A 21647-nucleotide genomic window follows, 5' to 3' on the forward strand; every position below is an offset into this window, starting at 1 on the left:
GGCACGCCCTGACCCGACTGGCCCTACCCGGTCGAGGGCGACGAACACGGAGACGTCGAGTTTTTCTTAGTGGCTTCTTAAGGCGTTTCGCCAAGCTGCGGCCATGGCTACAGCAGACGACAACCTTTCGGTGGTCATCGGCGCAGGCGGGACCGGCGGTCATATCTACCCCGGGCTGGCCGTCGCCGACGCGCTCCGCAGAGCAGTGCCGCACGCCGTCATCAGTTTCATCGGTACGGAACGGGGTCTGGAGACCCGTCTGATACCGGGCGCGGGATACCGGCTCCACACCGTGGACATGATCCCCTTCGATTCCTCGCTCGGGGCCCGCCGGTATCTCCTCCCCGCCGATCTGTTGCGCTCGGGGAGACAGGCGCAGCGCGTGATCGAGGAGCAGGGTGCGCACGTCGTCGTGGGCATGGGCGGCTATCCGAGCGCGCCCGCGGTGCTGGGGGCGCGGATGGCGCGCCGGCCGGTGCTGGTGCATGAGTCGAATGCGGTGCCCGGCAGGGCGAACCGTTTCGCCACGACCCTCACCCCGCACATCGCGCTCGCCTTCGACCGCACCCGCGAGCACCTGCCGGCGCGTACGGCCCTGCGCGCGGAAACCGTCGGCATGCCGCTGGTCAGCGATGTCGCGGGGCTCGACCGCGGCGGGCGGGCGGCTCTGCGCGGGGAGGCCCGCCGCTGGTTCGGCGTGCCGGAGAGCACGCGGCTGGTGCTGTTCAACGGCGGGAGCCTGGGCGCGGCGCGGCTGACGGAGGCGGCGCTCCAGCTGGCCTCGCGGTGGCGCGGGCGGCCGGACGTCCACCTGGTGATCAAGTCCGGGCCGGGCGCGCTGGAGCAGGTGCGGGCCCGCCTCGCCGCCGAGGGCGGCGACCGGGTGGCCACCGCGGTGGGCTACCTGGACCGGATGGACCTCGCCTACGCGGCCGCCGACGTGATGGTGTGCCGGGCGGGATCGGCGACGGTGGCGGAGCTGTCGAGCGTGGGCGTGCCCGCGGTGCTGGTCCCGTACCCGCACGCGCCGCACGACCACCAGACCCACAACGCCCGCGTACTCTCGGACGCCGGCGCGGGGCTCCTGCTCCCCGACGGCGAGGCCACCGGCGACCGCCTCGCCGGCCTGATCGAGCCGCTGTTCGCCGACCCGGCCCGGCTCGCCGCGATGGGTACCGCGGCGGCCCCGGGCACCCACGCCCTCGCGGCCGGCCTCATGGCGGCCTGGGCGCTGCGCCTGGCAGGCCGCGCCCCCGCGAATCCCCTTCCGTTCCAGGCTGTTGAGAGGAACCACGCATGACCACCGAACCGAACGACACCATCGACTGGGCCGGCCGCAGCGTGCTGGTCACCGGAGCCGAGGGCTTCATCGGGTCGACGCTCGTCGACCTGCTCGTCGAGCGCGGGGCGCACGTGCGGGTGCTCGTGCACTACAAGCCGTACGCCGAGCGCGGCCACCTCGCCCGCTACCTCGGGCCCGATTCGCCGGTGGAGACGCTCGCCGGTGACGTCCGCGACGCCGGGCGCGTGATGGACGCGGTGGCAGGATGCGACACCGTCTTCCACCTGGCGGCGCTCATCGGCATCCCGTACAGCTACGCGTCGCCGGAGGCGTACGTGCAGACCAACGTGGCCGGTACGGAGAACGTGGCCGCGGCCTGCCGCCGCCACGGCGTGCGGCGCATGGTGCACACCTCGACCAGCGAGGTGTACGGCACGGCCCTGACCGCGCCGATCAGCGAGGAGCACCCGCTGCAGCCGCAGTCGCCGTACTCCGCCTCGAAGATCGGCGCGGACATGCTGGCCCTGTCCTACGCGCACTCCTTCGAGCTGCCGGTGACGGTCGTGCGGCCCTTCAACACCTACGGGCCGCGCCAGTCGGCGCGGGCGGTGATCCCCACGATCCTCGCGCAGCTGCACTCGGGGGCCGAGGAGATCCGGCTGGGGTCCACGTCGCCGACGCGAGACTTCACCTACGTCACCGACACCGCCGAGGGGTTCCTGGCGCTCGCCGGCTGCGACCGGGCTGTGGGACACGCGGTCAACCTGGGCACCGGGCGGGAGATCTCCATCGGCGACCTCGCCGAGTCGCTGGTCCGGGCCTCCGGCCGGGACGCGAAGGTCGTGGTGGACCCGTCGCGGCTGCGGCCCGCCGGCAGCGAGGTCGAGCGGCTGCTGTCGGACAACCGCCGGGCCCGGGAGTGGGCGGGGTGGCAGCCCCGGGTGGGGCTGGAGGAGGGCCTGACCCGCACCTCGGACTGGGTCCGGGAGAACCTGCACCTCTTCGCCCCGGACCGCTATCAGGTCTGATCAGGGCCGATCGGCGACCGGCCCGCCACTGTCCGTGACGGGCGACGGTGGTGGCGGGCTTCGCCTTCACGGGCGGCGGCTCCGCCGGATACCCCCTCCGACCGGAGGGTGTATCAACCGATTTGCTACCCATTAGGACGATACGGATGCGGCGGGCGCTTCGTAGCGTGGATCACGTTGCCGTACAGCGCACAGACGAATCCCGAGGGAGGCGGACGGTATGGCTCGAACGGTGGAGCGCGTCGTCGTAGGCGTGGACGGTTCGGCAGGGAGTGTCGCCGCGCTCAGGCAGGGCGCACAGGAGGCGGCCCGCCACGGCGCGGCCCTGTGTCCCGTGCTGGCCTGGTCGCCGCCGGGCGGAGAGGCGGCGGACGCCCTGCAGCCCGCCCCGGCCGACGTCCGCGCGTACTGGGAGGCCCAGGCTCGCAGCGCCCTGACGAAGACGTGCGAGAGGGCGCTCGGCGCCGCACCGTTCCGCCTGAGGGTGGCCCCGCGGATCGTCCGCGCGGAGCCGGGACCGGCCCTGGTGGCCAGCGCCCGGCACGACACGGACATGCTGGTGCTGGGCGCCGGCAGCCACGGGCTGTGGCACCGGTTCCTCCACGGCTCGGTCAGCCGTCACTGCCTCCGGCACGCCCGCGGACCCGTCCTGGTCGTCCACCCCGACGAGGCGGACGTGAAGGACGCCCGCGGGGCCGCGCGACCTCCCCGGAGGCACCCTCCTGTGGTGGTGCCGGTCGGCCCGACGGACACCTGGAACCGCACGGCCGGCCCCGAGCGCAACAGCTGACCCGGACCTCAGGCGTGGTTGCGGGCGGAGCGGCGCCGCACGGCCAGGAACAAGGTGGCGGAACCGACAGCCAGGACACCGGCGCCCGCGACGGCCAGCATGGCCGTACTGTCCTCGCCACCGGTCTCCGCGAGGCGCCCGCCCTGGGCGGCCGGGGCGTTGGCCGCCTTCACCGAGGACCCGGGCTCGTTCCCGGCACCGCCGTGACCTCCCGCGCCATGGCCTCCCGCACCCGGACCGCTGTCGCCGGGGCCGTCACCGCCGTGCCCGCCGTGGTCGACGGTCGACTTCCCGGCCTCCTCGGCTATCTGCCGGTCGCTGGGAGCGGACGCGGCCGGGGCTGCGGCCGCGGCCTGCGCCGCCGTCTCAGCCGTCGCCGCCTTCCCCTTCCCGCCGAAGTCCACGTCCGAGCAGGTGTAGAAGGCCTCGGGGCTGTCGGAGCGCTGCCAGACGCTGTACACGAGGTGGCGGCCGGACCGCTTCGGGACGGTGCCGTCGAAGACGTAGCTCCCTTCCTTCAGCGTGGGGTTGGTGACCTTGGCGAACGGCTTGGCCTCCAGGTCGGACCACTTCAGCGGCTTCCTCGGGTCGTAGCCGTCCTTCGTGAGGTACAGCTCGAACGTGCCGCGGTGCGGTGCGGTCGCCCGGTACCGGAAGGTGTGCTTGCCCGGGGCCAGCTTCGAGCCCGGCCAGTCGGCGCGCGGCAGGTCCAGCCCCTTGTACTTGGCGCGGCCGGCGCTGCACAGCTTGCCGTCCGGGATGATCTGGCGGTGGCGCCCGGCGGCGTCGCCGATGTTGACCTCGTTCCAGTCGTAGAGGGGCTGGGTGCCGCCCGCCGCGACCATCGCCTTGCAGGCGGCCGAACGCGGATGCTCCGGCCCCTCCGCGAAACAGGCGGACACCCGGCTGACCGGGTCCGTCATGGAGCCGTGCGCCTGGGCCGGTGCGGCGGTCAGCGCGGTGAGCGCGAGAGGGGCGGCGCCGAGCAGGGTCATCCGTACGGCCTTGTGACGCGTGCGCATGAGGGTCTCCTTGTGGGTGAGGGGTGGCCCCGCACGCCGGCCGTGAGGTGGGGGGTGCCGGACGTGCGGGGCGGTGTGGGGGGTGTGGGGCTGCTACGTGGGGGGCTTGAGGGGCGGGAAAGGGGAACGGGAAGCGCGTCAGCCCTTGCGGGCGGCGAACGCCTTGGTGAAGGCGAGTTCGTCCTGGACGATCGAACTGCAGGTCGCGGACGCGGAGTTCTGCGCACCGCCCGGGCACTGCTTGTCGCGCGCAGCGGACCACATCGACAGCCAGCCGATCCCCTTGGACCGGCCGAACGCGGCCAGCTGCGCCGCGTCGTCGACCTTGAAGACCTCGGCGGCCACGTCGTTGACACCGATCATCGGGGTGACCGCCACGGCCTTCCACGCGGCCTTGTCGCTCAGCCCCAGCACGCCCTTGACCTGCGCCTGCGTCGCGGTGGCGGCGTCGATCGCGTACTGCCCCATGTCGCCGTTGAAGGACGAGCCGTAGTCCATCGCCATGATGTTGACCGCGGAGACGGAGACGCCGTTCTTCTTCGCGTTCCCGACCAGGTCGACGCCCTCCTGGGTGAGGCCCGTGGGCATGACCGGGAGGGTGAAGGAGACGTCCAGGCCGGGGTGCTTCTTCTGGAGCGTGGCGATCGCCTGGGCGCGCCGGGTGTTGGCTGCGGCGTTGGGCAGGGCCGCGCCCTCGATGTCGAAGTCGACCTTGGTGAGCTTGTACGCGTCGACGACCTTGCCGTACGCGGCGGCGAGTTCGTCCGCGGAGGAGCAGACGAGCCCCAGTTCGGAGCCGGCGGCGCCGCCGAAGGAGACCCGTACGTCGCCGCCCGCCTGGCGCAGCTTGCCGATCTGCTGCGCGACGGGGTCGTTCCCGAGGTCGGTGACCCCGCCCCACTTGGGCGTGCAGCCGCCACCGGAGGTGACGAAGGCGAGGTTGAAGTTCTTGACCCCGGCCTTCTTGGCGGTGTCCAGGAGGTCGTAGGCGGGGTGGAGGGAGGTGTCGACGTAGGGGGCGAAGGCGGCGTTCGCGCCGGCGGGGGCCGGGGAGGTCACGGTCGGCTGCGGTTGCGGCTGGGGCGGGGCGGACGTGGGGGTGGTGGGCTTGGTGGGCCCGGTGGAGCCTGTGGACCCCGTCGACCCCGTGGACGGCTGCGGGCCGGGGTCCTTGTCCACGGAGCACTTCGTGCCGTTGATCCGGCAGTTGGCCGGGGCGTCGGCCGCACCCGCGCCGATCCCGTTGCCGGCCGCGACGAAGCCGACGGTCACGGACTGGCCGGGGGCGATCGTCGCGTTCCAGCCCTCCGGCTCGACGGTGACGCTGCGGCCGCTGACCGTGTGCTTGCCGTTCCACAGCGAGGTGATCTTCGCGCCGGCCGGGAGGTCGAAGGTGAGCTTCCAGCCCGCCAGGTCCTTGCCGGTGTCGTTGGTGAGGACGTACTGCCCGGTGTAGCCGTCCGACCAGGCGCCGGTCCGGGAGAAGGCCGCGCCGACCGAGGCGGCCTGCGCCGTACCGGTGAGCGTGAACGCGGCGCCCGTCGCGATCGCCGCGGCGAGGCCGGCGCCGGCGAGCTTCGCCTTGCGGCTCACTCGTCGGCGGTGTGCGGAGGAACCCATCGCGTGCCTGCCTGTTCTGGGTTGGGGGGTGGGTACGTGCGGCACGCTAGCGAGACCAAAACCGGCAAATCGTCGAATCGGCTTTCCGGGCCCGGTCCTTATGGCGGAGTTAAGGAAGGCATCGGCGGGGGTTAATGAGGAGTGAGAGGTGAGAGGCGAGAGGTGAGAGGTGAGGGGGCCGGCGACGGGGCGGGCCGGGGTCAGCGGCGCGACCGGCCCCGCCGTACCCGCCGGCGGCGGCGCTCACGGCCCTTGGAACCACCGCCGTCCGGCGAGAGCCACACCCGCACCTCCGTTCCGCCGAGCACCGACCGCCCGATCCGTACGTCGCCGCCCGTCGACTCCGCGACGCGGCGCACGATGTCCAGGCCGAGGCCGGTGGAACCGGGGCCGCCGTCACCGTGGCCGCGGCGCAGCGCGGCGTCCGGGTCGGCGATGCCCGGGCCCGCGTCGGAGACGAGCACGATGACGGCGTCGTCGCTGTGGTGCACGTCGACCGCGAACGCGGTGCCCTCGGGGGTGTGCCGGAAGACGTTGCCGAGCATCGCGTCGAGGGCGGCGGCGAGTTCGGGGCGGGCGACGGGGACGCGTACGGTCGCGTCGACGCCCGAGAGCCGGACCGTGCGGCCCTCGTCCTCGGCGAGCGCGGACCAGAAGTCCATCCGTTCCCGGATCACTTCACTGGCATCGCAGCCGAGGGTGGGCCGTTCCTTCTGCTCGCCCTGCTCGCGGGCCGCGCGGATCAGCTGGTCGACCTCGCGCTCCAGCTGGGCGACGGCGGCGCGGGTCTGCTCGGCGGCCGGGCCCTCGCCGAGCGACGCGGCGTTCAGGCGCAGGACGGTGAGCGGGGTACGGAGACGGTGGGAGAGGTCGGCGGCGAGCTCGCGTTCGTTGGAGAGCAGCTGCACGATCTTGTCGGCCATGGAGTTGAACGCGACGGCCGCGGCCCGCAGTTCCGCCGGCCCGTCCTCGCGCACCCGGACGCCCAGCTTGCCCTCCCCCAGCTCGGCGGCCGCCTTCGCGAGCCGCTCGGCCGGGCGCACCAGGCGCAGGCCGAGGCGGTCCGCGGTCACGAGGGAACCGGCGATCAGGCCGAGGCCCACGCCGGCGAGGATCACCCAGGACGTGGTGACGCCGTTGCCGACGGCGCGGTGCGGCACGTACACCTCGACCACCGCGAACTCGCCGGTGCTCAGGGCCGTCGGCTGCAGCAGGGCGTAGCCGCCGGGTACGGAGGTGACGGTGGAGCGGCCGCGGCGGGCCGTCTCCACGTCCCGCGGGTCGGCCCGGCGGGGGCCGATGTCGTAGGCCTTGTGCCCTTCGGCGCCCGCACCCTGCTGCGTACCGTCGTTCGATGCGCCTTCGCTCGATGCACCGTCGTTCTGCTTGCTGTCGTTCTGCTTGCTGTCGTTCTGTTCGTCGACGTTACCGGGTACGTGGACGGCCATCCGTCCGTCCCCGCCGGCCTGTGAGCTGGCGACGGCCCGTTCCAGTTGGTCGCGGTCGGTGGTGATGGCGAGCGCGGGCCGGATCTGGGCGGCCTGCCGTTCGGCGTCGGCGAAGGCGCGGTCCCGGGCCAGTTCTTTGACCACCAGGCCGAGCGGCACGGCGAAGGCCAGCACGACCATCACCGTGACGGCCAGCGACACCCTGACGAGCGCCCATCTCACGGCTGCTCCGGGAGCGCCGTCCCCGCCGCCGGGGGCTCCAGCTTCACCCCGACCCCGCGGACGGTGTGCAGGTAGCGCGGGCTGGCGGCGGTCTCGCCGAGCTTGCGGCGCAACCAGGACAGGTGCACGTCGATGGTCTGGTCGTCCCCGTAGGACTGCTGCCAGACCTCGGCAAGGAGCTCCTTGCGCGGGACGACGACGCCCGGGCGGCCGGCCAGGTAGGCGAGCAGGTCGAATTCACGGCGCGTCAGATCCAGGGGAACGCCGTCCAGTTCCGCCAGGCGGCGCAAGGGGTCGACCGACAGGCCGCCGACCTGCAGCGCGGCCGACGGCGCGGGCTCGCCCGCCGGCCCGCCCCGGCCCGTCCGGCGCAGTACGGCGGCCATGCGTGCGGTCAGGTGCGCCACGGAGAACGGCTTGACCAGATAGTCGTCGGCACCGTCGGTGAGCAGCCGGATGATCTCGGCCTCGTCGTCCCGGGCGGTGGCCACGATGACCGGCACGTCGGTGATGCCGCGCAGCATCTTCAGCGCCTGCGCCCCGTCGAGATCCGGCAGCCCCAGGTCGAGGATGACCAGGTCGAAGCCGACCTGCGCCACTTCGCGCAACGCCTCGAGAGCGGTCCCGACGCTGCGCACGGTGTGCGAAGCCTCGGTGAGCTGCCGGATGAGGGCGGAGCGCACGAACGGGTCGTCCTCGACCACGAGCAGTCTTGCCATGGCCCGCACCGTACGCCATTCGAGTGAGGCACCATGAGCCAGGTGAGACGAGGAATCATGCAGGCCCTGGCGTGGATGCTGGCGACCGCGGCCGCCATGGCGGTGTCCTGGTACGGGGTGCGCACCGTCCTGGCGGGCACGGCCTACGAGCCGCCGCGCGCACTGCCGATCTCCGGCACCGCGGCACCGGCCATAGGCGAACCGGCCTCCTCGGCCCGCACCCCGGGCCCACCGCCCTCCCCCGCGCCGCCAGGCACCCCGTCCCCTTCCGGGAAGCAACTCGCGCCCCCGGCCCCGGACACGTCCACGCCCGGGTCCGGACCCGGGTCGGCGCAGAGCCCCGAGGCCCAGTCCCGGCCGGGCTCCGGCGAAGTGAAGAGCTATCCGGTCCGGGGCGGCCGAGCGGTCTTCGACCTCGGCGAGAAATCCGCCGCGCTCGTCTCGGCGACGCCGGAGGAGGGGTGGCAGATGCGGGTGTGGAAGCAGAGCGCCTGGATCCGGGTGGACTTCATGGCCGGCACGAAGACGACGTCGGTGTTCGTCACGTGGAACGGCCATCCGCCGCGCGTCCAGACCGTGGAGAACTGACGACCGCAGCGGCTCCCGGGTTGCTGGAGCGCCTGCTGCCCACCGTGCTCCGGAACGCACTCCGGGATCTCGAAGACGGCAGGACCTCGCAAGGATCACTCCCGGTTGCGAAGGTACGTGGTTCGCCTAGGGTGGCGAGCGTGACGCCTCCCCCCGCCGGCCGGGAGCCGTCGTGGTGGTGACCGGCCCGCTCCGGTGGCTGCTGCGGCAGGACCAGGGGCCGGAGTACCTCCGGCGTGCGACCTGGGCCGCCGTCGCCGGGCTCACCGGCTTCTACGCCTTGCGCTACGGCTTCGACGCGCCCGGCATGGCCCTCTACGCCCTGTTCGGCGCGCTGCCGCTGACGCTGTTCTCCCAGGTCCCGGGGACCGCGGAGCAGCGGACGCGGACGTTCCTCGCGGTGCTGCCCGCCGGCTGGGTCCTGGTCACCGCCGGCACGCTGCTCGCGGCGCACTCGTGGAGCGCCGCCTCCGGCATGTTCGTGGTGGGCTTCACGGCCTCCTACCTGGGGGTCGGCGGCCCCCGCCTGGGCGGGCTGGCCGCCGCCTTCCAGCTGTACTACCTGCTCCCGTGCTTCCCGCCCTACGCCCCGGAGACGCTGGACGAGCGGCTCGGCGGGCTCACGGTGGGGATCCTGCTGACCGCCCTCGTCGACCGGCTCCTGTGGCGCGACGAGCAACCGGTCCCGCACCGGGTCCTCCTCGCCGACGCGGTGGACGCCGTGGCCGGCTACTGCGCCTCCACCGGGCGCCTCTTGGCAGGCCCCGGGTCCGGCCCCGGTCTCGGGTCCGGGACCGGCACCGGGACCAGTTCCGGTTCCGATTGCGGTGCGGGTGACGGCGCGGGTGACGGCGAAGCCGCGGACCGCTCCGCCGCGCGGCGGGACCAGGAGGCGGCCTACCAGGCGTTGCAGGCGACGCTGCTGTCCCGGGTGCCGCCGGCGGAGCGCCCCACGTCCGCCTCCCTGCGGGACCGGGCCTGCTACGACGTCCGTGCGGCCGTGCGGCACGTACGGGCCCAGTTGGACCGGCTGCTCGCCGGCGCCAGGGGGCCGGACCCCTGCGCCGCGCATCTGCTGGACCGCACGGCGGCGGCCTTGCGGGACGCCGGCCGGGTGCTGCGGTCCGGGTCCCCGGGGCCGCGCGACGATGCGTTGGCCACCGCCTTGTCCTCCTTCCGTGCGGACCGCGCCCGGCGCCTCGCGGGCGTCACGGCCCCGCGGCTGCGGCAGGACTCCGTCGTCCAGGCGGCCGCCACGGGCGCGTTGCTGGCCGGCGAGGGCGCCCGGATCGCCTTCGGGGCACCGCTCGACGCCCGGTGGCAGCGGCCGGGCGGCCCGTTCCCGTACGCCGCACTGCGTCCTCCCGCCCGGTGGTGGCGGCGGCTGCGGCTGCATCTGACCCCGCGCTCGGTCCTCCTGCAGAACGCCCTGCGCGTCGCCTTCGCGCTGGCGGTCGCACGGCTGGTCGTGGGTGTCCTGGACCTGCCGCACGGCTTCTGGGTGCTGCTGGCGATCATCAGCCTGATGCGCACCTCGGCCGCGGACACCCGGGGTGCCCTGCCACCGACGTTCCTCGGCGTGGCCGCCGGCGCGGCGCTCGCGACGCTGATGCTCATCGTGGTGGGCGATACGCCGGCCTTCTACATCGCCGCGGCGCCCGTCGTGTTCCTTGTGGGCTTCAGCGTGGGCCCCGTACTGGGCACCGCCTGGACACAGGCCGCGCTGACCCTCGTCCTCATCCTGCTCTTCGCCCAGATCCTGCCCCCGGACCGCCACCTGCCCGCGGTACGGCTCCTCGACGTGGTCGTCGGAGGGTCCCTGGGCGCCGCGGCGAGCCTGCTCGCGTGGCCCAAGGGGGCGGGCGGCGAACTGCGGCGCTCCGTCGTGAACTTCATGGTCCGGGGCGCGGAAGCGTGCAGAACCGTGACGCTCGGGCTGTGCCTCGGCCCCGGCCGGGAACAAGCACAAGCCCAAGCACAAGCCCAAGGCCATCACCACGGCTACGGCTACGGCCTCGATCGCGCCCCCACCCGCACCCGCGACGGCTCCGCGGATCTCCTGCGCCCGGCCCACGCCGCGATGCTCCTCGCCCAGGCGGCCCACACCCAGTACCGGACGGAGCACGCCGGCCGGGACCGGGCGAGCCCTCCCTGGGAGACGGCCATGCAGCCCGGCCACCACGCCGTCAGCGGCGGCGCACTGCTGCTCGCGGCCCGCCGGGACGGGGAGGGTGCGCAACTGCCCGCGGACGCGACCGCCCTGCTCGTGGCCCTGGCCGACCGCGTGGCGGACGACTGCCTGCGGGCCACCGAGTTCGTCCGCTCGGCGGGGGCGGACGCGCCGCAGCTCTCCGGACCGTATCCACCGGCCGACTCGGCCCCGTTGCGGCGCGCGGTCGCCCAGGCGCAGGCACAGGTGCGGGCGCAGCTGCCGGATGCCGACGCGGGTACGGATGCGGATGCCCATGCCGATCCCGCCACGGTCCTGCTGATCGCCGACACCGAGGCGTGGCTCACCGGCGTGGCGCACGACGCGGCCCGGGTCGTGAGCAGGGCAGAGGCCGCCGCCCGCTGAGCGCGACGCAGGCTGCCGCCGTCCCTCCCCCTCCCCCGCGACGTACGGTGGTGAGCATGAACGATCTTTCCACCCCGTACGTCCAGGTCGACGGCCGTGCCCTCGATGCCGACCCGCTGTTCCTCGCGCTGATGGGCGGCTACGGGCACATGACGGCCATGCAGATCCGGGACGGGCGGGTGCGCGGGCTGGACTTCCATCTCACCCGGCTGGACACGGCCACCAAGGAGCTCTTCGGCGAGGGGCTGGACGGCGGGCTGGTGCGGGACCGGATCCGGTCCGCCCTGGACGAGGCGGGCGTGCGCGACGCGTCGGCGCGGGTGTACGTGTATGCGCCGGAGCCGGGCGACAGGACGGTGACCGCGGTGATCCTGCGGCCCGCCGTGCCGGAACCCGGCCCGCAGCGGGTCCGCAGCGTCCCGTACGCCCGGCCGAGCGCCCACCTCAAGCACGTGGGGGTCTTCGGGCAGGTCTACCACCTGCGGCAGGTGAAGGCCGCGGGTTTCGACGAGGCGCTGCTGGTGGAGCCCGACGGCACGGTGGCCGAGGGCGCCGTCACCAACGTGGGCTTCCTCGACGGCGATACGGTGGTCTGGCCCTCGGCCCCCGCCCTGGACGGCATCACCATGCTGGTGCTGCAGCGGGAGCTGGACCGGGCGGGCCTGCCGTGGCGGCGGCAGGCGGTGCGGCTGGACGAAGTGGCGCGCTTCGACGCGGTGTTCGTCTGCAACTCCGTGGGCGTCTCACCCGTGCCGCTCATCGACGACGTGCGGTTCCCCCCGGACGCGGAGCCCGTGCGCATGCTGAAGCGGCTGTACGAAGCCGCGCCGTGGGACGTGATCTGAGCCCGGCGGTCCGGAGCCGGGCCCGGCGCCCCATGCTGCGCGCCGGCGCCCGCCGCAGGTGATCCTGCGGGCGACCGCCCGTCGCACCGATTGGATCTTGACCTGCTCCGTGGTGTAGAAATCCCCCTCGATCGATCATGATCACGTCATATTTCACTACGGGGGATCAGAAATGACTCGCACTCGACGTCTCATCAGTACCGTCGCCGTCGTGGCCGCGCTGAGCGCCGCCACCGCCTGCGGGCCCGAGGAGGACACCGCCGCCGGCTCCGGCGCCTCCTCCCAGCCGTCGGCGAAGCCGAGCACGGGCAACGGCGGCAACGGAGGCAGCGGCTCCGCGGACAACGGCGGCGGCGACTGCGGTCAGCCGCCGAAGCTCCCGGCCGGCCACAAGATGGTCGAGGTCGCCGCGCCCCCGACCAAGGGGTCGATGACCGCCAAGGACGCCAAGCCGGCCTGCACGCCCAACGACTGGATCTACCACGGCGACGGCAAGGCCAACTACTACCTGTTCTCGGAGAACGTGAAGGCGGAGCTGGCCACCGGTGGCGGCGCCACCAAGACGGTCCCCGTCGGAGAGCTGTGGACGCACGCCGGTGACTGCATGACGAACAGCTCCGCCGTGAAGTCGCCCTACAGCTGCTCCGGGAACATCTACGACATCACGCTCGACTCCGAGGGCAAGGTGAAGAGCATCAAGGAGATCTGGCACTCCTGATCCGGCCCGTCCGGTCCCGGGGGCGGTTGACTACGCTCCCGGGCGCTATGCCGAAGTGCCCGCTGCGGGCTCGCCGGCCGGCCGTTGTCCCTGAGTCGAGTACATCAGGCAGGAGCTCGCCAGGAAGTCGGGGTGGCGCATGGCCGCAGCCGCCTCTTCGAGCTGCTCCCCGGTCATGCCCGCGGCGAGGAACCGGTCCCGCAGGTGCCGCGTGTTGTGGACCTGCAGGGCCGTTCCCGGCGAGTGGGCGCGCCACTGCTGGACCTCCGGCTCGGCGTCGATGCCGACGAGACCGGCCCGGTGCATGGCCGTGGCGGCGGAACGCCCCCAGGTGAGGTCCGCGCCGGCGGATTCCAGAAGGCGGAGCTTGGCCCCGAGGTAGCTCCGGTACGCCGCGGCGGCCGCGTCCCCCGATGCGCCGAGCGGGACCAGCGGTCCGTACGTGGTCTCGTCGAACTCGTCGAGCTGCAGCCAGCCTCCGGGTCTGAGCGCCGCGACCAGGCGCCGGAGCACGTCGATGCGCTCGGGCAGGTGCAGGAGCACCAGCCTGGCGTGGATGACGTCGAAGGCGCCCTCCGGGAGGGGGTCGCGCGTGATGTCGTGGGTGAGCACCTCGACGCCGGGCGTGGAGGGGGTGTGCTGCGGCTTGACGTCCGTGGCCAGCACCGAGCCGCCCGGAGCCACTCTTTCCGCCAGCCATCGCGCGACACTGCCGGCCCCCGCCCCCACCTCCAGGCACACCGATCCCGGCGCGAGGGGAAGGCGGGACAGCCGGCGGGTGGTGAAGGCGTCGTACGCACCCGCCAGGCAGCGGTGCTGTTCGGCGGCGTCCGCATGCTCGTTGTCGAACACGTAGCCCGGGACCTGCGTCGTCGTCATGTACCGATGCTACGGAGCGGCAACACCCCGTAGCGGCAGGCTCGACGGCCCGGCATCCGATCGGTTCCCGCAGGTACGGCAGCCACCGGAGCGGGCCGGAACCGGCGCTGCGATCATGGACGGGAACCGGTACGTCCTCCGTAAGGAATGATCAACCATGCCCGTTCCCGCCGATCCGACCGTGCTCCACCCGATGCCCGGCCAGCCCCGGGTGGTGCTGCTCAAGCCCCTGGTGAAGTCCGCCTTGATCGAGGTCGGGGAGTACTCCTACTACGACGACCCGGACGACGCGACCGCGTTCGAGACGCGCAACGTGCTCTACCACTACGGGCCGGAGAAGCTGGTCATCGGCAAGTTCTGCGCGCTGGGCACGGGGGTGCGGTTCATCATGAACGGCGCCAACCACCGCATGGACGGCCCGTCGACCTTCCCCTTCCCCACCATGGGCGGTTCGTGGGCGGACCACTTCGACCTGCTCACCGGCCTGCCGGGGCGCGGCGACACCGTCGTCGGCAACGACGTCTGGTTCGGCTACGGCACCACGGTCATGCCCGGTGTGCGGATCGGGCACGGCGCGATCATCGGCTCGGGCTCGGTCGTCACTGCGGACGTGCCCGACTACGGGATCGTCGGCGGCAACCCGGCCCGCCTCATCCGCACCCGCTACGGTGCCGAGGACGTCGCCCGGCTGCTGGCGGTGGCCTGGTGGGACTGGCCCGCGGAGCACATCACCGAGCACGTGCGAACGATCATGTCGGGCAGCATCGACGACCTGGAGGCCGCCGCCCCGGGGGTATGAGACACCTCGGGGTATGAGACACCTCGGGGTATGGGACACCTCGGGGGTATGGGACACCCACCTGCTTTACTCTGGGTCAGCATATTTTCGAGACGAACGACAGCACGAGGGGGATGCGTTGGGGTCCGGGGACATGGAGCTCGCCGAGGCGGTGCAGGCCGTGCGGGACGAGTTGATGAGTGCCGCCGCTCAGGGCGCCGGAAGCGACGTCACCTTCAAGGTGGGGCCGATCGCGCTGGAGTTCACCGTCGAACTGCGCAAGGACGCCCGTGCGCGGGGCGGGATACGCGCCTTCGTCGTCTCCGGGGAGACCGACGCCGGTGTGAGCCGGACGCGCACGCACCGCGTGTCGCTCACCCTCGAACCCGTCCTGGCCGACGGGACGCCCGTGCTCATCTCCGACGACGACGAGGGTGACGTGTCCGGCCTCGCCGGTGCCGGCCCGCTGTGAGCGGATCCTTACGTGCCGGCCGGCCGGTGGGCCCCGAGCACGACCGCGTCGCCGCCGTGCACATCACCGGCGGCCGGGGCAGCGGCTATCTGCTGACGCCGCGGCTGGTCCTCACCGCCGCCCACGTCCTCGGGGACGCGCCCGAGGCGCGGGTGACGGTGGTGAGCGGCACGGGCAGCCACCGCGCCCGGGTCGTGTGGCGAGGAGAGGGGGCGTGCGACGCCGCCCTGCTGCTCTCCGGCAGCGACCTCGTCCGGCCGGAGACCGCCGCCCGGCTGTCCCCGGTGCACTGGGCGCGGCTGACGGACGACTCGCCTCTCCGCGGCTGCCAGGCCATGGGTTTCCCCCGCGCCCAGCACGACAAGTCCCGGGGCGTGGACGTCGAGCACATCGAGTGCGCGCTGCGCCCCGGGTCGGGCTTCGTCCGCAACCGGTACGTCCTGGACGTCAAGGATGTCTCGCCGGAGCCGGCCGGCGGCAATTCGCCGTGGCAGGGCATGTCCGGCGCCGCGCTCTTCGCCGAAGGTCTGCTGCTGGGCGTCGTGGCGGAGGCTCCCCGCAACTGGCGGCATCAGCGGCTGGAGGCGGTCAAGGGAAGGACCCTGCTCGACGACGCGTCCTTCGCCGACGCCGTCACCCGTCATGCCGGGGCCGCGCCGCTCGTCACCGAACTGTCGCCGGCCACGCGGGCGAGGAAGCCGCTCGCCCTGGCCGGGGTGCTGCACTCGACGCCGCGGGACCTGGCGCGGACCGTCCGCGCGCACTGGACCGCCGCCCGGCAGCAGTTCTTCGACCGCACGGGCACCGCGTCGGGGCCCACCGAAGGCCGGCGCGATCTGCTGGCGTGGCTGCAGCAGTTCGACGACCCGTTCAGCGACGACGTCGAGGGCCGGCGCAACCTGATCGACCGCCGGCTGACGGCCCGGAACCTGACGCCCGATCTGAAGGTCCTGCACCTGCTGGGCTGGCTCGACCCGGACGGGGAGGCGGTCTGGAAGGGCACGCGCGTGACCATGGAGTCGCTGGCCACGGCGTGCTTGCAAGGCCGCCTGGACACCGACGGCCCGGCTTCGGAGGTCTACCGGGACCTCTGCGCGGGCGGGCTGCTGGACGCCCTGGCGGCCTTCACCGAACTGCGCGGCCTGCGCGGGACGCAGGAGGCGTGGGAGGACGCCTGGGAGGCCTGGCGACAGGCGGCCGGGGCGGTGGTCCACTGGCCGGCTCCCGCCCGGGAGTGGGCCGAGGGCGGCGCGCGGGGCTTCCTGCTGGCGGCGCTCCTGCCCGATCCCCTGGCCGGCGAATGGATCCGTACCGCCCTCGGGCGTGTGGTGCCGCCCGCCGCCGGAAGCGTCGGATGGTACGACCAGTTGTGCGCGGCGGGCGGCGATCCGGGCTCCCCCGTCGGGCGGCTCGTGCGCACCGACTTCGCCGCGTACGCCGCAGTCGATGCGGAGCGGCTCGCGCGGCAGGCAGCCCACGATGCGCAGCAGCGGGCCGGACAAGCGGCCCGGGAGGAGAAAGCCCGCGCCCTCGCGGCCGCCCATGCCGAATCCGAGCGTCAGTGGGCCGCCTACGAGGTCGCCAGGTGCACACCCGCGGCCCGGCTGGGGGCGGCCGGCCGCGTGACCCTGTGGCTGGGGGCCTGGGGTGTGCTGCCGGTCTCGGCGGCCTGGCTCGTATGGGGCGCGACCTGGCCGTCCATGGCCGCGACGATCTCCTGGCACATGCCCTTGCCGACCCTGGCGGCCTACGCCGCCCGGCTGCCGAAGGCCGTACGGCTGGGCGCCGCCTATCGACCACCCCTCCGCAGCCCGCGGAAGTGGATCCCGGCCGACCTGGCAACCCTCCGGGGAGGCCTGCTGAAGGCGGGCTTCGTGTTCGGCACGGTCCTGGTGGCCGGGGTGGTGCTGCACGACGTCGGCCGGATCCTGACGACCGTCTGCTTCCTGTGCCTGTGCGTCGTGGTGTTCCTGTTCTCCGCCCACGACGAGGGCGAGGCGTCGTGGACGCTCCGCAACTGGGACGACGAGCACCAGGCGAGGCTGCGGGCCCGGGAGCGCCTGATGAATGGGCGACCCTTGCCGGCGGAAAAGCGGGCGGCCACCTACCAGGCGCTCCTGAGGGACTTCGCCGACGACCGCATCGACATCGCCGGCTACCGGCGGCAATTGCGCTCCACCGGCGGCGACGGCGACTAGCGGCACCTGCGGCGCAGGCGCCGCCGAAGGCCCCCGCGGCCGCTCAGACCTGTCCCACCGCGCCGCCGTCGTCCAGGCGGGTGATGCGCCGCTGCGCGGCGTAGGCGGCGGCCGGGTAGCGCGGGTCGGGGCGCAGGGCGTACTCGCGCAGGCACGCCTCGGTGAACTTGATGACGTGCTCGTCGCCGTGTTCGGCGGCGCGGGCGCCCAGTTCGTCCAGCGGGGGCAGGTCCCCCGCCTCCGCTCGCCAGGCGTCCGTGCCCTCCTCGCGCCGGTCGGTGGTGAAGGCCAGCAGGAAGGCGGTGTGCACCTGCCAGAGCCGGGCCAGGGTCGGCTCGTGCAGTGCGTACGGCAGGTGCGGGAGCACGATGCGGACGGCGGCGGGGGCGGTGACGCCGTGGACCAGCGGGACCGGGAACACCTCGGGGTGGCCGAGGTAGACGTCGGCGAACCGGAGGGTCATCTCGCTCAGCAGCCGGGGTGCCTGCTCCGGGGCGAGCCGGCCCAGCGACTCGTCGTAGCCGGGCAGCCGGTCGAGCGTGTCCAGGCGCCGGCGGGCGACGCCCGGGCCCATCGGGCCGTCCGGGGCCACGCGGGGCAGTGCGGCGACCGCGGCGTGCAGGTCGTAGGAGCCGCCGAGCCGTGGGTGGCCGGGGAGTTCGGCGTACCGGGCGGCCCAGTAGGCCAGGCCGCGGGCGAGCTCGTTCAGCTGGAGGGGGGTCGGCCTGTCGGCGGCCGCGTACAGGCCTCGTACGGCGTGGGCGGTGCGGATGAGTCCGTGGGTCAGGCCGGCGAACAGGCCCGGGATCAGGCGCGGCCACCAGCGGACGAGGACCTCGCGCCAGTGGGCGCCGGCCAGTTCGCGGGCGAAGAGGCGCTCCCAGTCCCCGGCCCGGTCGAAGGCCCCGAGGGCGGGGCGCCACGAGGACTCGTCCGCGGGGTCCAGGGCGAAGCGGGCGGCCGGGGGCTCGTGGTGCTCCATCGCCTTGCGGTAGCGCACCACCCAGCGGGCAACCTCGTCCTCCTGCCCGAGCAGGGCGAGCGCCTCGGCGCCCATGGGGCCGTGGTTGGCGAGGTCGACGCCCTGCCCGCGCTCGTACCCGAGGTCGTCCATCCGTTCCAGAGCATCGTTGAGCGCATCGCTGTAGCTGATCGACGTCATGGCGAGACCCTTCGCTTATTCTTCGATTATCCAAATAGTTTGGAGATCAAAACCATATACACTCGTAGTATGCAGCACACCCCAGAGGCCGGGAAGACCCCGCGGAAGCCGACACCGGCCGATCTCGAAGTCGTCGGCCTCGTACCGCTGTTGGAGCCGTTCTACCGAGGAGCGGTGGTTCGGGGACTGATGCCGGCGCCGCTGCGCGAGGCGATGGAGACCCACGGGCTGACCCCCCGTCACGGCGCGGTCCTGCCCCAGCTGCTGGCCGGCCGGCCGCTGACCGTCAGCGAGATCGCCCGGCGGCTCCAGGTGTCGCTGCCCACCGCCAGCGACCTGGTCGGCGGTCTGAGCCGGGCCGGGATCGTGGAACGCGCCGAGGACCCGGCGAACCGCCGCCGCGTGCTGGTCTCCCTGGCCGAGGAGTTCCGCCCGCCCCTCGAAACCTTCATCGTCCGGCGCACCGAGCCGCTGCTGCGCGCCCTGGACGGGCTGTCGGCCGACGAGCGGGCGGGTTTCCTGGCAGGGCTCACGGCCTGGGTCCGCGAGGTGCAGAAGTAGGTGCCGGCACCGCGGGACGCCGCGGACGGCCGGTCAGGGGGCGCCCGGACGGCCCGCCGTGGCCCGTGTGCCGGGCGCCGCACGCGGTCCCGGCCGACGCCTGCTACCTGCCCCGGCCCTGGAAGGCCGGCGGCCGGCCTAGTGGAGCGTCGTTCAGAGCCCTTCCGGCTCTCAAGACTCTTCCGGCGCCTCCGGACCCTCCGGCTCTTCCGGCTCTTCCGGTCGGTCGAGCACGAGGATCCGTCCCTCGGCCGTTCCGATGACCACTCCCCCGCCCGGTGTGACGCTCAGGCTCATGGGAGTGAAGTCGTGCGCGCGCACGGCTGTCGGCCGGCGGCGTACCACCTCGCCGTCGGCCGGCCGCAGGGTCAGCAGTTCCTTCGCGCCGGTCACCGCGTAGAGGAGCCCGCCCCCGGCGTCCACCGCCCGGACCTCCGCATCCATGCGGTGCGCCCACACCACCTCGCCGTGGGGCAGCGCCCGGCGGAGCAGGAACGGCCCTTCGGTGGTGGCGGCGACGTGGACGACCCCCGGTCCCGGGCCGTCCTCGACGTACACGCCGGGCCCGCCGGCGATGTGTCCGGCGGGGCTCTCCTCCCACCGCAGCGGGAACAGGGGCTCGATGCCCCGGGGAGTGGCCTCGACCACCCACTTCTCAGGACGGGGCTCATCGCCGTCGCCTTGCAGGAAGAGCAGGTGCGGAGAGCGGCGGATGCCGAACTCGAAGGACCTGTCGCACTCCCCCAGCGCCACGGTGCCCAGCCGGCGGCCCGTGGGCGTGAACACGGGCGTCTCGGAGGGCGGCCACCTGGCCGGCGGGAACAGGTCGCGCGAGTCGCGGGCGGCCCACGCGCCGTCGGCCCGCGCGGAGAGCCGGGCCGGGAAGTCGAGCCAGTGCTCGGCGACGACCGTGCCGTCCGCGAGGTCGACCCGCTGGAGGATCGTCCGCCGGTTGTCACTGGTCCCGACGAGCACGGTGACCCACGCCGTGTGCTCGTCCGGCGCCACATACATCTGGCAGCCGGAGCGCTGGAAGGAGTCCTCGGGCACGGGCACGGACCACAGCAGGGAGCCCGCGGCCGACCAGCATTCCAGCAGGCTGCTGCTGAGCAGGCTGCAGAGCACCCGGCCGTCCCGCAGCGCTTCCACTGCCATGACGGTGTCCCGGAACGCCCAAGTCTGCCCCGCCTCGGCAGCCAGGGCGACGAGGCGGTCGCCCACCCGGTAGCCGGGCTCCAGCGGCGGGCCCCAGTCCACGTCCTCGTTCGCCACGGCCTTCCGCGTCCCCAGGTCGATCTCGCCGTCCTCGACGCCGAGCCATGCGTCGCGCTCGATGACGCACTGCGCGAAGGCGTCCTCGCCGTCCCGCTCGTAGGAGAGGTCCGGTACGGAGAAGGTCACTTGCAGCCTGCGCTCGTCGAGCCAGCGCAACGCCGTCACGCCCGCACCGGTGACGGGGAAGGAGACGAGGCGCCGCGCCTGCGGCTCGTAGAGGAACAGGCCGCCCCGGCGATTCCACTCCTCGCCCCATTCGGTGGAGATCGCGAACAGCGGGAGGACCGGGTGGAACGCAAACGCATCCACGGAGTGGTCGACCTCCACGAGGTCCCACAGGGAGAAGTCGCTCTTCCGGTAGACCGCCATCTGCGACCCGCCGCCGGGCCCCGTCCCGGAGGCCTGTGTGGCCAGCCAGAGCCCGTCGGCGCTCACCGCGGCCCAGTGCGGCCGGCCGGCTTCGAGAAACGGTTGGTCAGGTATCGCGCGCATCCCCGCATTCTCGGGGACGTCCGGTGCGGCTCGTGCAACCGGGCCGTTCCGGACGGCCGGGCGACGGGAACAAGACACCCCTAACGGACTTCTCTCCTCCTCCGTGAACGGGCCGGGATCCTTGAACGGTTCCGCTCGACGGACTGACCGCAGGGGCGAGGAGCCGCATGTTCAGGTGGGGGAAGCCGACGGATGAGGAGCCACTGAGGAAGCTCGGAGAGGCGATAGCCGGCCTGCGGAGCGAGATGTGCAAGACGCTCCGGGAAGGGTTTCAGGAACTGCGCCGGCAGAACGACGGGCTGCGGCAGGAACTCGGCGGCGGCCTGGGTGGCAGGCTGGGTGACCTGCATGAAGAGCTGCGCGAGCTGCGGCGCGCGCTGACCGAGGTGCGCGAGGACGTCGCGGAGACCCGCCGGGAGAACGAGGCGCTGCGGCAGGAGCTGAGGGCCGCCTGCCGGGAGGCCGCCGAAGGTCCCACCGGGCCGCGCAACACCGTACGGACGCCGCGCCCCGACCCCGTTCCCGTCAGGGCCCCGGGTGTGGAGGCCGGCACAGCCGTGGAGTCGGAAGCCGATGAGAAGACGCCGGAGAAGCGGCTGGAAAGGGCCGCGGGGATCGGCGCCGCGGAGCTGGTGTGCCACCGCGACACCTGGGCGTACATCGTGGAGCAGGCCGCGCGGAACGCCCACTTCAGGGTGCCGGGCGAGGTGTCGGCCGGGGAGGACGGCCAGGCGCGCGTCATCGTGTCCGGGCGCAGTCTGATGGCGATCCTCACCGCCCTGGACGCCGTCATGCACCAGAGTCCCGGCGGCGACCCCGGCGACTGTGCTCTGGCCAGGAAGTTCTACGAGCGCATCGCCGACGTCGTGGACACCGTCCGCCCGGACGACCGCCAGGGCGCGGGCTCGGCGCAGGCGGCCCGGGGCCGTACGGTGATCGTCATCGACGACCGTCCCGGCCGGTCGTGACCGGG

Annotated in this window: 19 protein-coding genes; 12 read left to right on the forward strand and 7 right to left on the reverse strand. The window is 73.4% G+C overall.

What is annotated here, in order from left to right; genetic code table 11:
• The first annotated feature begins 103 nt into the window (after positions 1-103).
• The 3 genes from V7793_RS02025 to V7793_RS02035 all read left to right on the forward strand — a co-directional run bounded on the left by V7793_RS02025 (position 104) and on the right by V7793_RS02035 (position 3100).
• A complete protein-coding gene (locus V7793_RS02025) occupies positions 104-1300 on the forward strand; it encodes a UDP-N-acetylglucosamine--N-acetylmuramyl-(pentapeptide) pyrophosphoryl-undecaprenol N-acetylglucosamine transferase (RefSeq protein WP_335581117.1) in 1197 nt (398 codons plus the stop codon).
• Positions 1297-2310, forward strand: a complete 1014-nt coding sequence (locus V7793_RS02030; protein ID WP_335581118.1) for an SDR family NAD(P)-dependent oxidoreductase — start codon at positions 1297-1299, stop codon at positions 2308-2310. The genes V7793_RS02025 and V7793_RS02030 overlap by 4 nt, the downstream gene beginning before the upstream one ends.
• A 220-nt stretch (positions 2311-2530) precedes the next feature.
• Positions 2531-3100: a universal stress protein gene (locus tag V7793_RS02035; protein WP_335581119.1), complete on the forward strand. Its 570-nt coding sequence runs from the start codon at positions 2531-2533 to the stop codon at positions 3098-3100.
• Positions 3101-3108: 8 nt separating this feature from the next.
• Here V7793_RS02035 and V7793_RS02040 read toward each other — a convergent pair whose 3' ends face one another.
• From V7793_RS02040 to V7793_RS02055, 4 genes are all read right to left on the reverse strand, one after another.
• Complete coding sequence (locus V7793_RS02040; RefSeq protein ID WP_335581120.1) at positions 3109-4122, reverse strand: lytic polysaccharide monooxygenase; 1014 nt, start codon at positions 4120-4122, stop codon at positions 3109-3111.
• A gap of 138 nt (positions 4123-4260) precedes the next feature.
• Complete coding sequence (locus tag V7793_RS02045) at positions 4261-5742, reverse strand: glycoside hydrolase family 18 protein (protein ID WP_335581121.1); 1482 nt, start codon at positions 5740-5742, stop codon at positions 4261-4263.
• Between the two features lie 200 nt (positions 5743-5942).
• On the reverse strand, positions 5943-7412 hold the full coding sequence (locus V7793_RS02050) for a sensor histidine kinase (protein WP_335581122.1): 1470 nt from the start codon (positions 7410-7412) through the stop codon (positions 5943-5945).
• Complete coding sequence (locus V7793_RS02055) at positions 7409-8131, reverse strand: response regulator transcription factor (RefSeq protein ID WP_335581123.1); 723 nt, start codon at positions 8129-8131, stop codon at positions 7409-7411. The genes V7793_RS02050 and V7793_RS02055 overlap by 4 nt, the downstream gene beginning before the upstream one ends.
• 33 nt (positions 8132-8164) lie before the next feature.
• Between V7793_RS02055 and V7793_RS02060 the strand changes: the two genes are divergently transcribed.
• From V7793_RS02060 to V7793_RS02075, 4 genes are all read left to right on the forward strand, one after another.
• Positions 8165-8719 carry a hypothetical protein gene (locus V7793_RS02060; RefSeq protein WP_335581124.1) on the forward strand — a complete coding sequence of 185 codons (555 nt, stop codon included), beginning with the start codon at positions 8165-8167 and terminating at the stop codon, positions 8717-8719.
• 178 nt (positions 8720-8897) lie between these two features.
• The gene (locus V7793_RS02065) at positions 8898-11294 is read left to right on the forward strand and encodes an FUSC family protein (RefSeq protein WP_335581125.1); all 2397 of its coding nucleotides are present in this window, start codon (positions 8898-8900) and stop codon (positions 11292-11294) included.
• Positions 11295-11350: 56 nt separating this feature from the next.
• Positions 11351-12139 (forward strand): aminotransferase class IV, encoded by a 789-nt coding sequence (locus V7793_RS02070; RefSeq protein ID WP_335581126.1) that lies wholly within the window; start codon positions 11351-11353, stop codon positions 12137-12139.
• A 172-nt stretch (positions 12140-12311) separates the two neighbouring features.
• The gene (locus V7793_RS02075) at positions 12312-12857 is read left to right on the forward strand and encodes a hypothetical protein (RefSeq protein WP_335581127.1); all 546 of its coding nucleotides are present in this window, start codon (positions 12312-12314) and stop codon (positions 12855-12857) included.
• Positions 12858-12902: 45 nt separating this feature from the next.
• Here the strand turns inward: V7793_RS02075 and V7793_RS02080 are convergent, their stop codons facing one another.
• Positions 12903-13736: a class I SAM-dependent methyltransferase gene (locus tag V7793_RS02080; protein ID WP_335581128.1), complete on the reverse strand. Its 834-nt coding sequence runs from the start codon at positions 13734-13736 to the stop codon at positions 12903-12905.
• Between the two features lie 157 nt (positions 13737-13893).
• Between V7793_RS02080 and V7793_RS02085 the strand changes: the two genes are divergently transcribed.
• The 3 genes from V7793_RS02085 to V7793_RS02095 all read left to right on the forward strand — a co-directional run bounded on the left by V7793_RS02085 (position 13894) and on the right by V7793_RS02095 (position 17184).
• Positions 13894-14535, forward strand: a complete 642-nt coding sequence (locus V7793_RS02085; protein ID WP_335581129.1) for a CatB-related O-acetyltransferase — start codon at positions 13894-13896, stop codon at positions 14533-14535.
• Positions 14536-14653: 118 nt separating this feature from the next.
• Complete coding sequence (locus V7793_RS02090; protein WP_335581130.1) at positions 14654-14986, forward strand: trypco2 family protein; 333 nt, start codon at positions 14654-14656, stop codon at positions 14984-14986.
• Positions 14983-17184: a serine protease gene (locus V7793_RS02095; RefSeq protein ID WP_335581131.1), complete on the forward strand. Its 2202-nt coding sequence runs from the start codon at positions 14983-14985 to the stop codon at positions 17182-17184. Before V7793_RS02090 ends, V7793_RS02095 begins: the two co-directional genes overlap by 4 nt.
• Positions 17185-17227: 43 nt before the next feature.
• Here V7793_RS02095 and V7793_RS02100 read toward each other — a convergent pair whose 3' ends face one another.
• Complete coding sequence (locus tag V7793_RS02100) at positions 17228-18346, reverse strand: hypothetical protein (protein WP_335581132.1); 1119 nt, start codon at positions 18344-18346, stop codon at positions 17228-17230.
• Between the two features lie 69 nt (positions 18347-18415).
• Here V7793_RS02100 and V7793_RS02105 point away from each other — a divergent pair, with 69 nt between their 5' ends.
• The gene (locus V7793_RS02105) at positions 18416-18907 is read left to right on the forward strand and encodes a MarR family winged helix-turn-helix transcriptional regulator (RefSeq protein WP_335581133.1); all 492 of its coding nucleotides are present in this window, start codon (positions 18416-18418) and stop codon (positions 18905-18907) included.
• A gap of 171 nt (positions 18908-19078) precedes the next feature.
• Here the strand turns inward: V7793_RS02105 and V7793_RS02110 are convergent, their stop codons facing one another.
• A complete protein-coding gene (locus V7793_RS02110) occupies positions 19079-20674 on the reverse strand; it encodes a hypothetical protein (RefSeq protein WP_335581134.1) in 1596 nt (531 codons plus the stop codon).
• Positions 20675-20841: 167 nt separating this feature from the next.
• On the opposite strand from V7793_RS02110, the gene V7793_RS02115 reads away from it, so the two are divergent.
• Positions 20842-21642: a hypothetical protein gene (locus V7793_RS02115; protein WP_335581135.1), complete on the forward strand. Its 801-nt coding sequence runs from the start codon at positions 20842-20844 to the stop codon at positions 21640-21642.
• Positions 21643-21647 lie beyond the last annotated feature (5 nt).

This window comes from Streptomyces sp. KLMMK, from assembly GCF_036961605.1.
GTDB classification, from domain to species: Bacteria; Actinomycetota; Actinomycetes; order Streptomycetales; family Streptomycetaceae; genus Streptomyces; species Streptomyces telluris.

Coding starts and splice junctions, on each gene's coding strand:
- V7793_RS02100 (WP_335581132.1), bottom strand. CDS start 18,346: ATGACGTCGATCAGCTACAGCGATGCGCTCAACGATGCTCTGGAACGG.
- V7793_RS02055 (WP_335581123.1), bottom strand. CDS start 8,131: ATGGCAAGACTGCTCGTGGTCGAGGACGACCCGTTCGTGCGCTCCGCC.
- V7793_RS02030 (WP_335581118.1), top strand. CDS start 1,297: ATGACCACCGAACCGAACGACACCATCGACTGGGCCGGCCGCAGCGTG.
- V7793_RS02040 (WP_335581120.1), bottom strand. CDS start 4,122: ATGCGCACGCGTCACAAGGCCGTACGGATGACCCTGCTCGGCGCCGCC.
- V7793_RS02025 (WP_335581117.1), top strand. CDS start 104: ATGGCTACAGCAGACGACAACCTTTCGGTGGTCATCGGCGCAGGCGGG.
- V7793_RS02115 (WP_335581135.1), top strand. CDS start 20,842: ATGTTCAGGTGGGGGAAGCCGACGGATGAGGAGCCACTGAGGAAGCTC.
- V7793_RS02110 (WP_335581134.1), bottom strand. CDS start 20,674: ATGCGCGCGATACCTGACCAACCGTTTCTCGAAGCCGGCCGGCCGCAC.
- V7793_RS02075 (WP_335581127.1), top strand. CDS start 12,312: ATGACTCGCACTCGACGTCTCATCAGTACCGTCGCCGTCGTGGCCGCG.
- V7793_RS02045 (WP_335581121.1), bottom strand. CDS start 5,742: ATGGGTTCCTCCGCACACCGCCGACGAGTGAGCCGCAAGGCGAAGCTC.
- V7793_RS02070 (WP_335581126.1), top strand. CDS start 11,351: ATGAACGATCTTTCCACCCCGTACGTCCAGGTCGACGGCCGTGCCCTC.
- V7793_RS02035 (WP_335581119.1), top strand. CDS start 2,531: ATGGCTCGAACGGTGGAGCGCGTCGTCGTAGGCGTGGACGGTTCGGCA.
- V7793_RS02080 (WP_335581128.1), bottom strand. CDS start 13,736: ATGACGACGACGCAGGTCCCGGGCTACGTGTTCGACAACGAGCATGCG.
- V7793_RS02085 (WP_335581129.1), top strand. CDS start 13,894: ATGCCCGTTCCCGCCGATCCGACCGTGCTCCACCCGATGCCCGGCCAG.
- V7793_RS02060 (WP_335581124.1), top strand. CDS start 8,165: ATGAGCCAGGTGAGACGAGGAATCATGCAGGCCCTGGCGTGGATGCTG.
- V7793_RS02105 (WP_335581133.1), top strand. CDS start 18,416: ATGCAGCACACCCCAGAGGCCGGGAAGACCCCGCGGAAGCCGACACCG.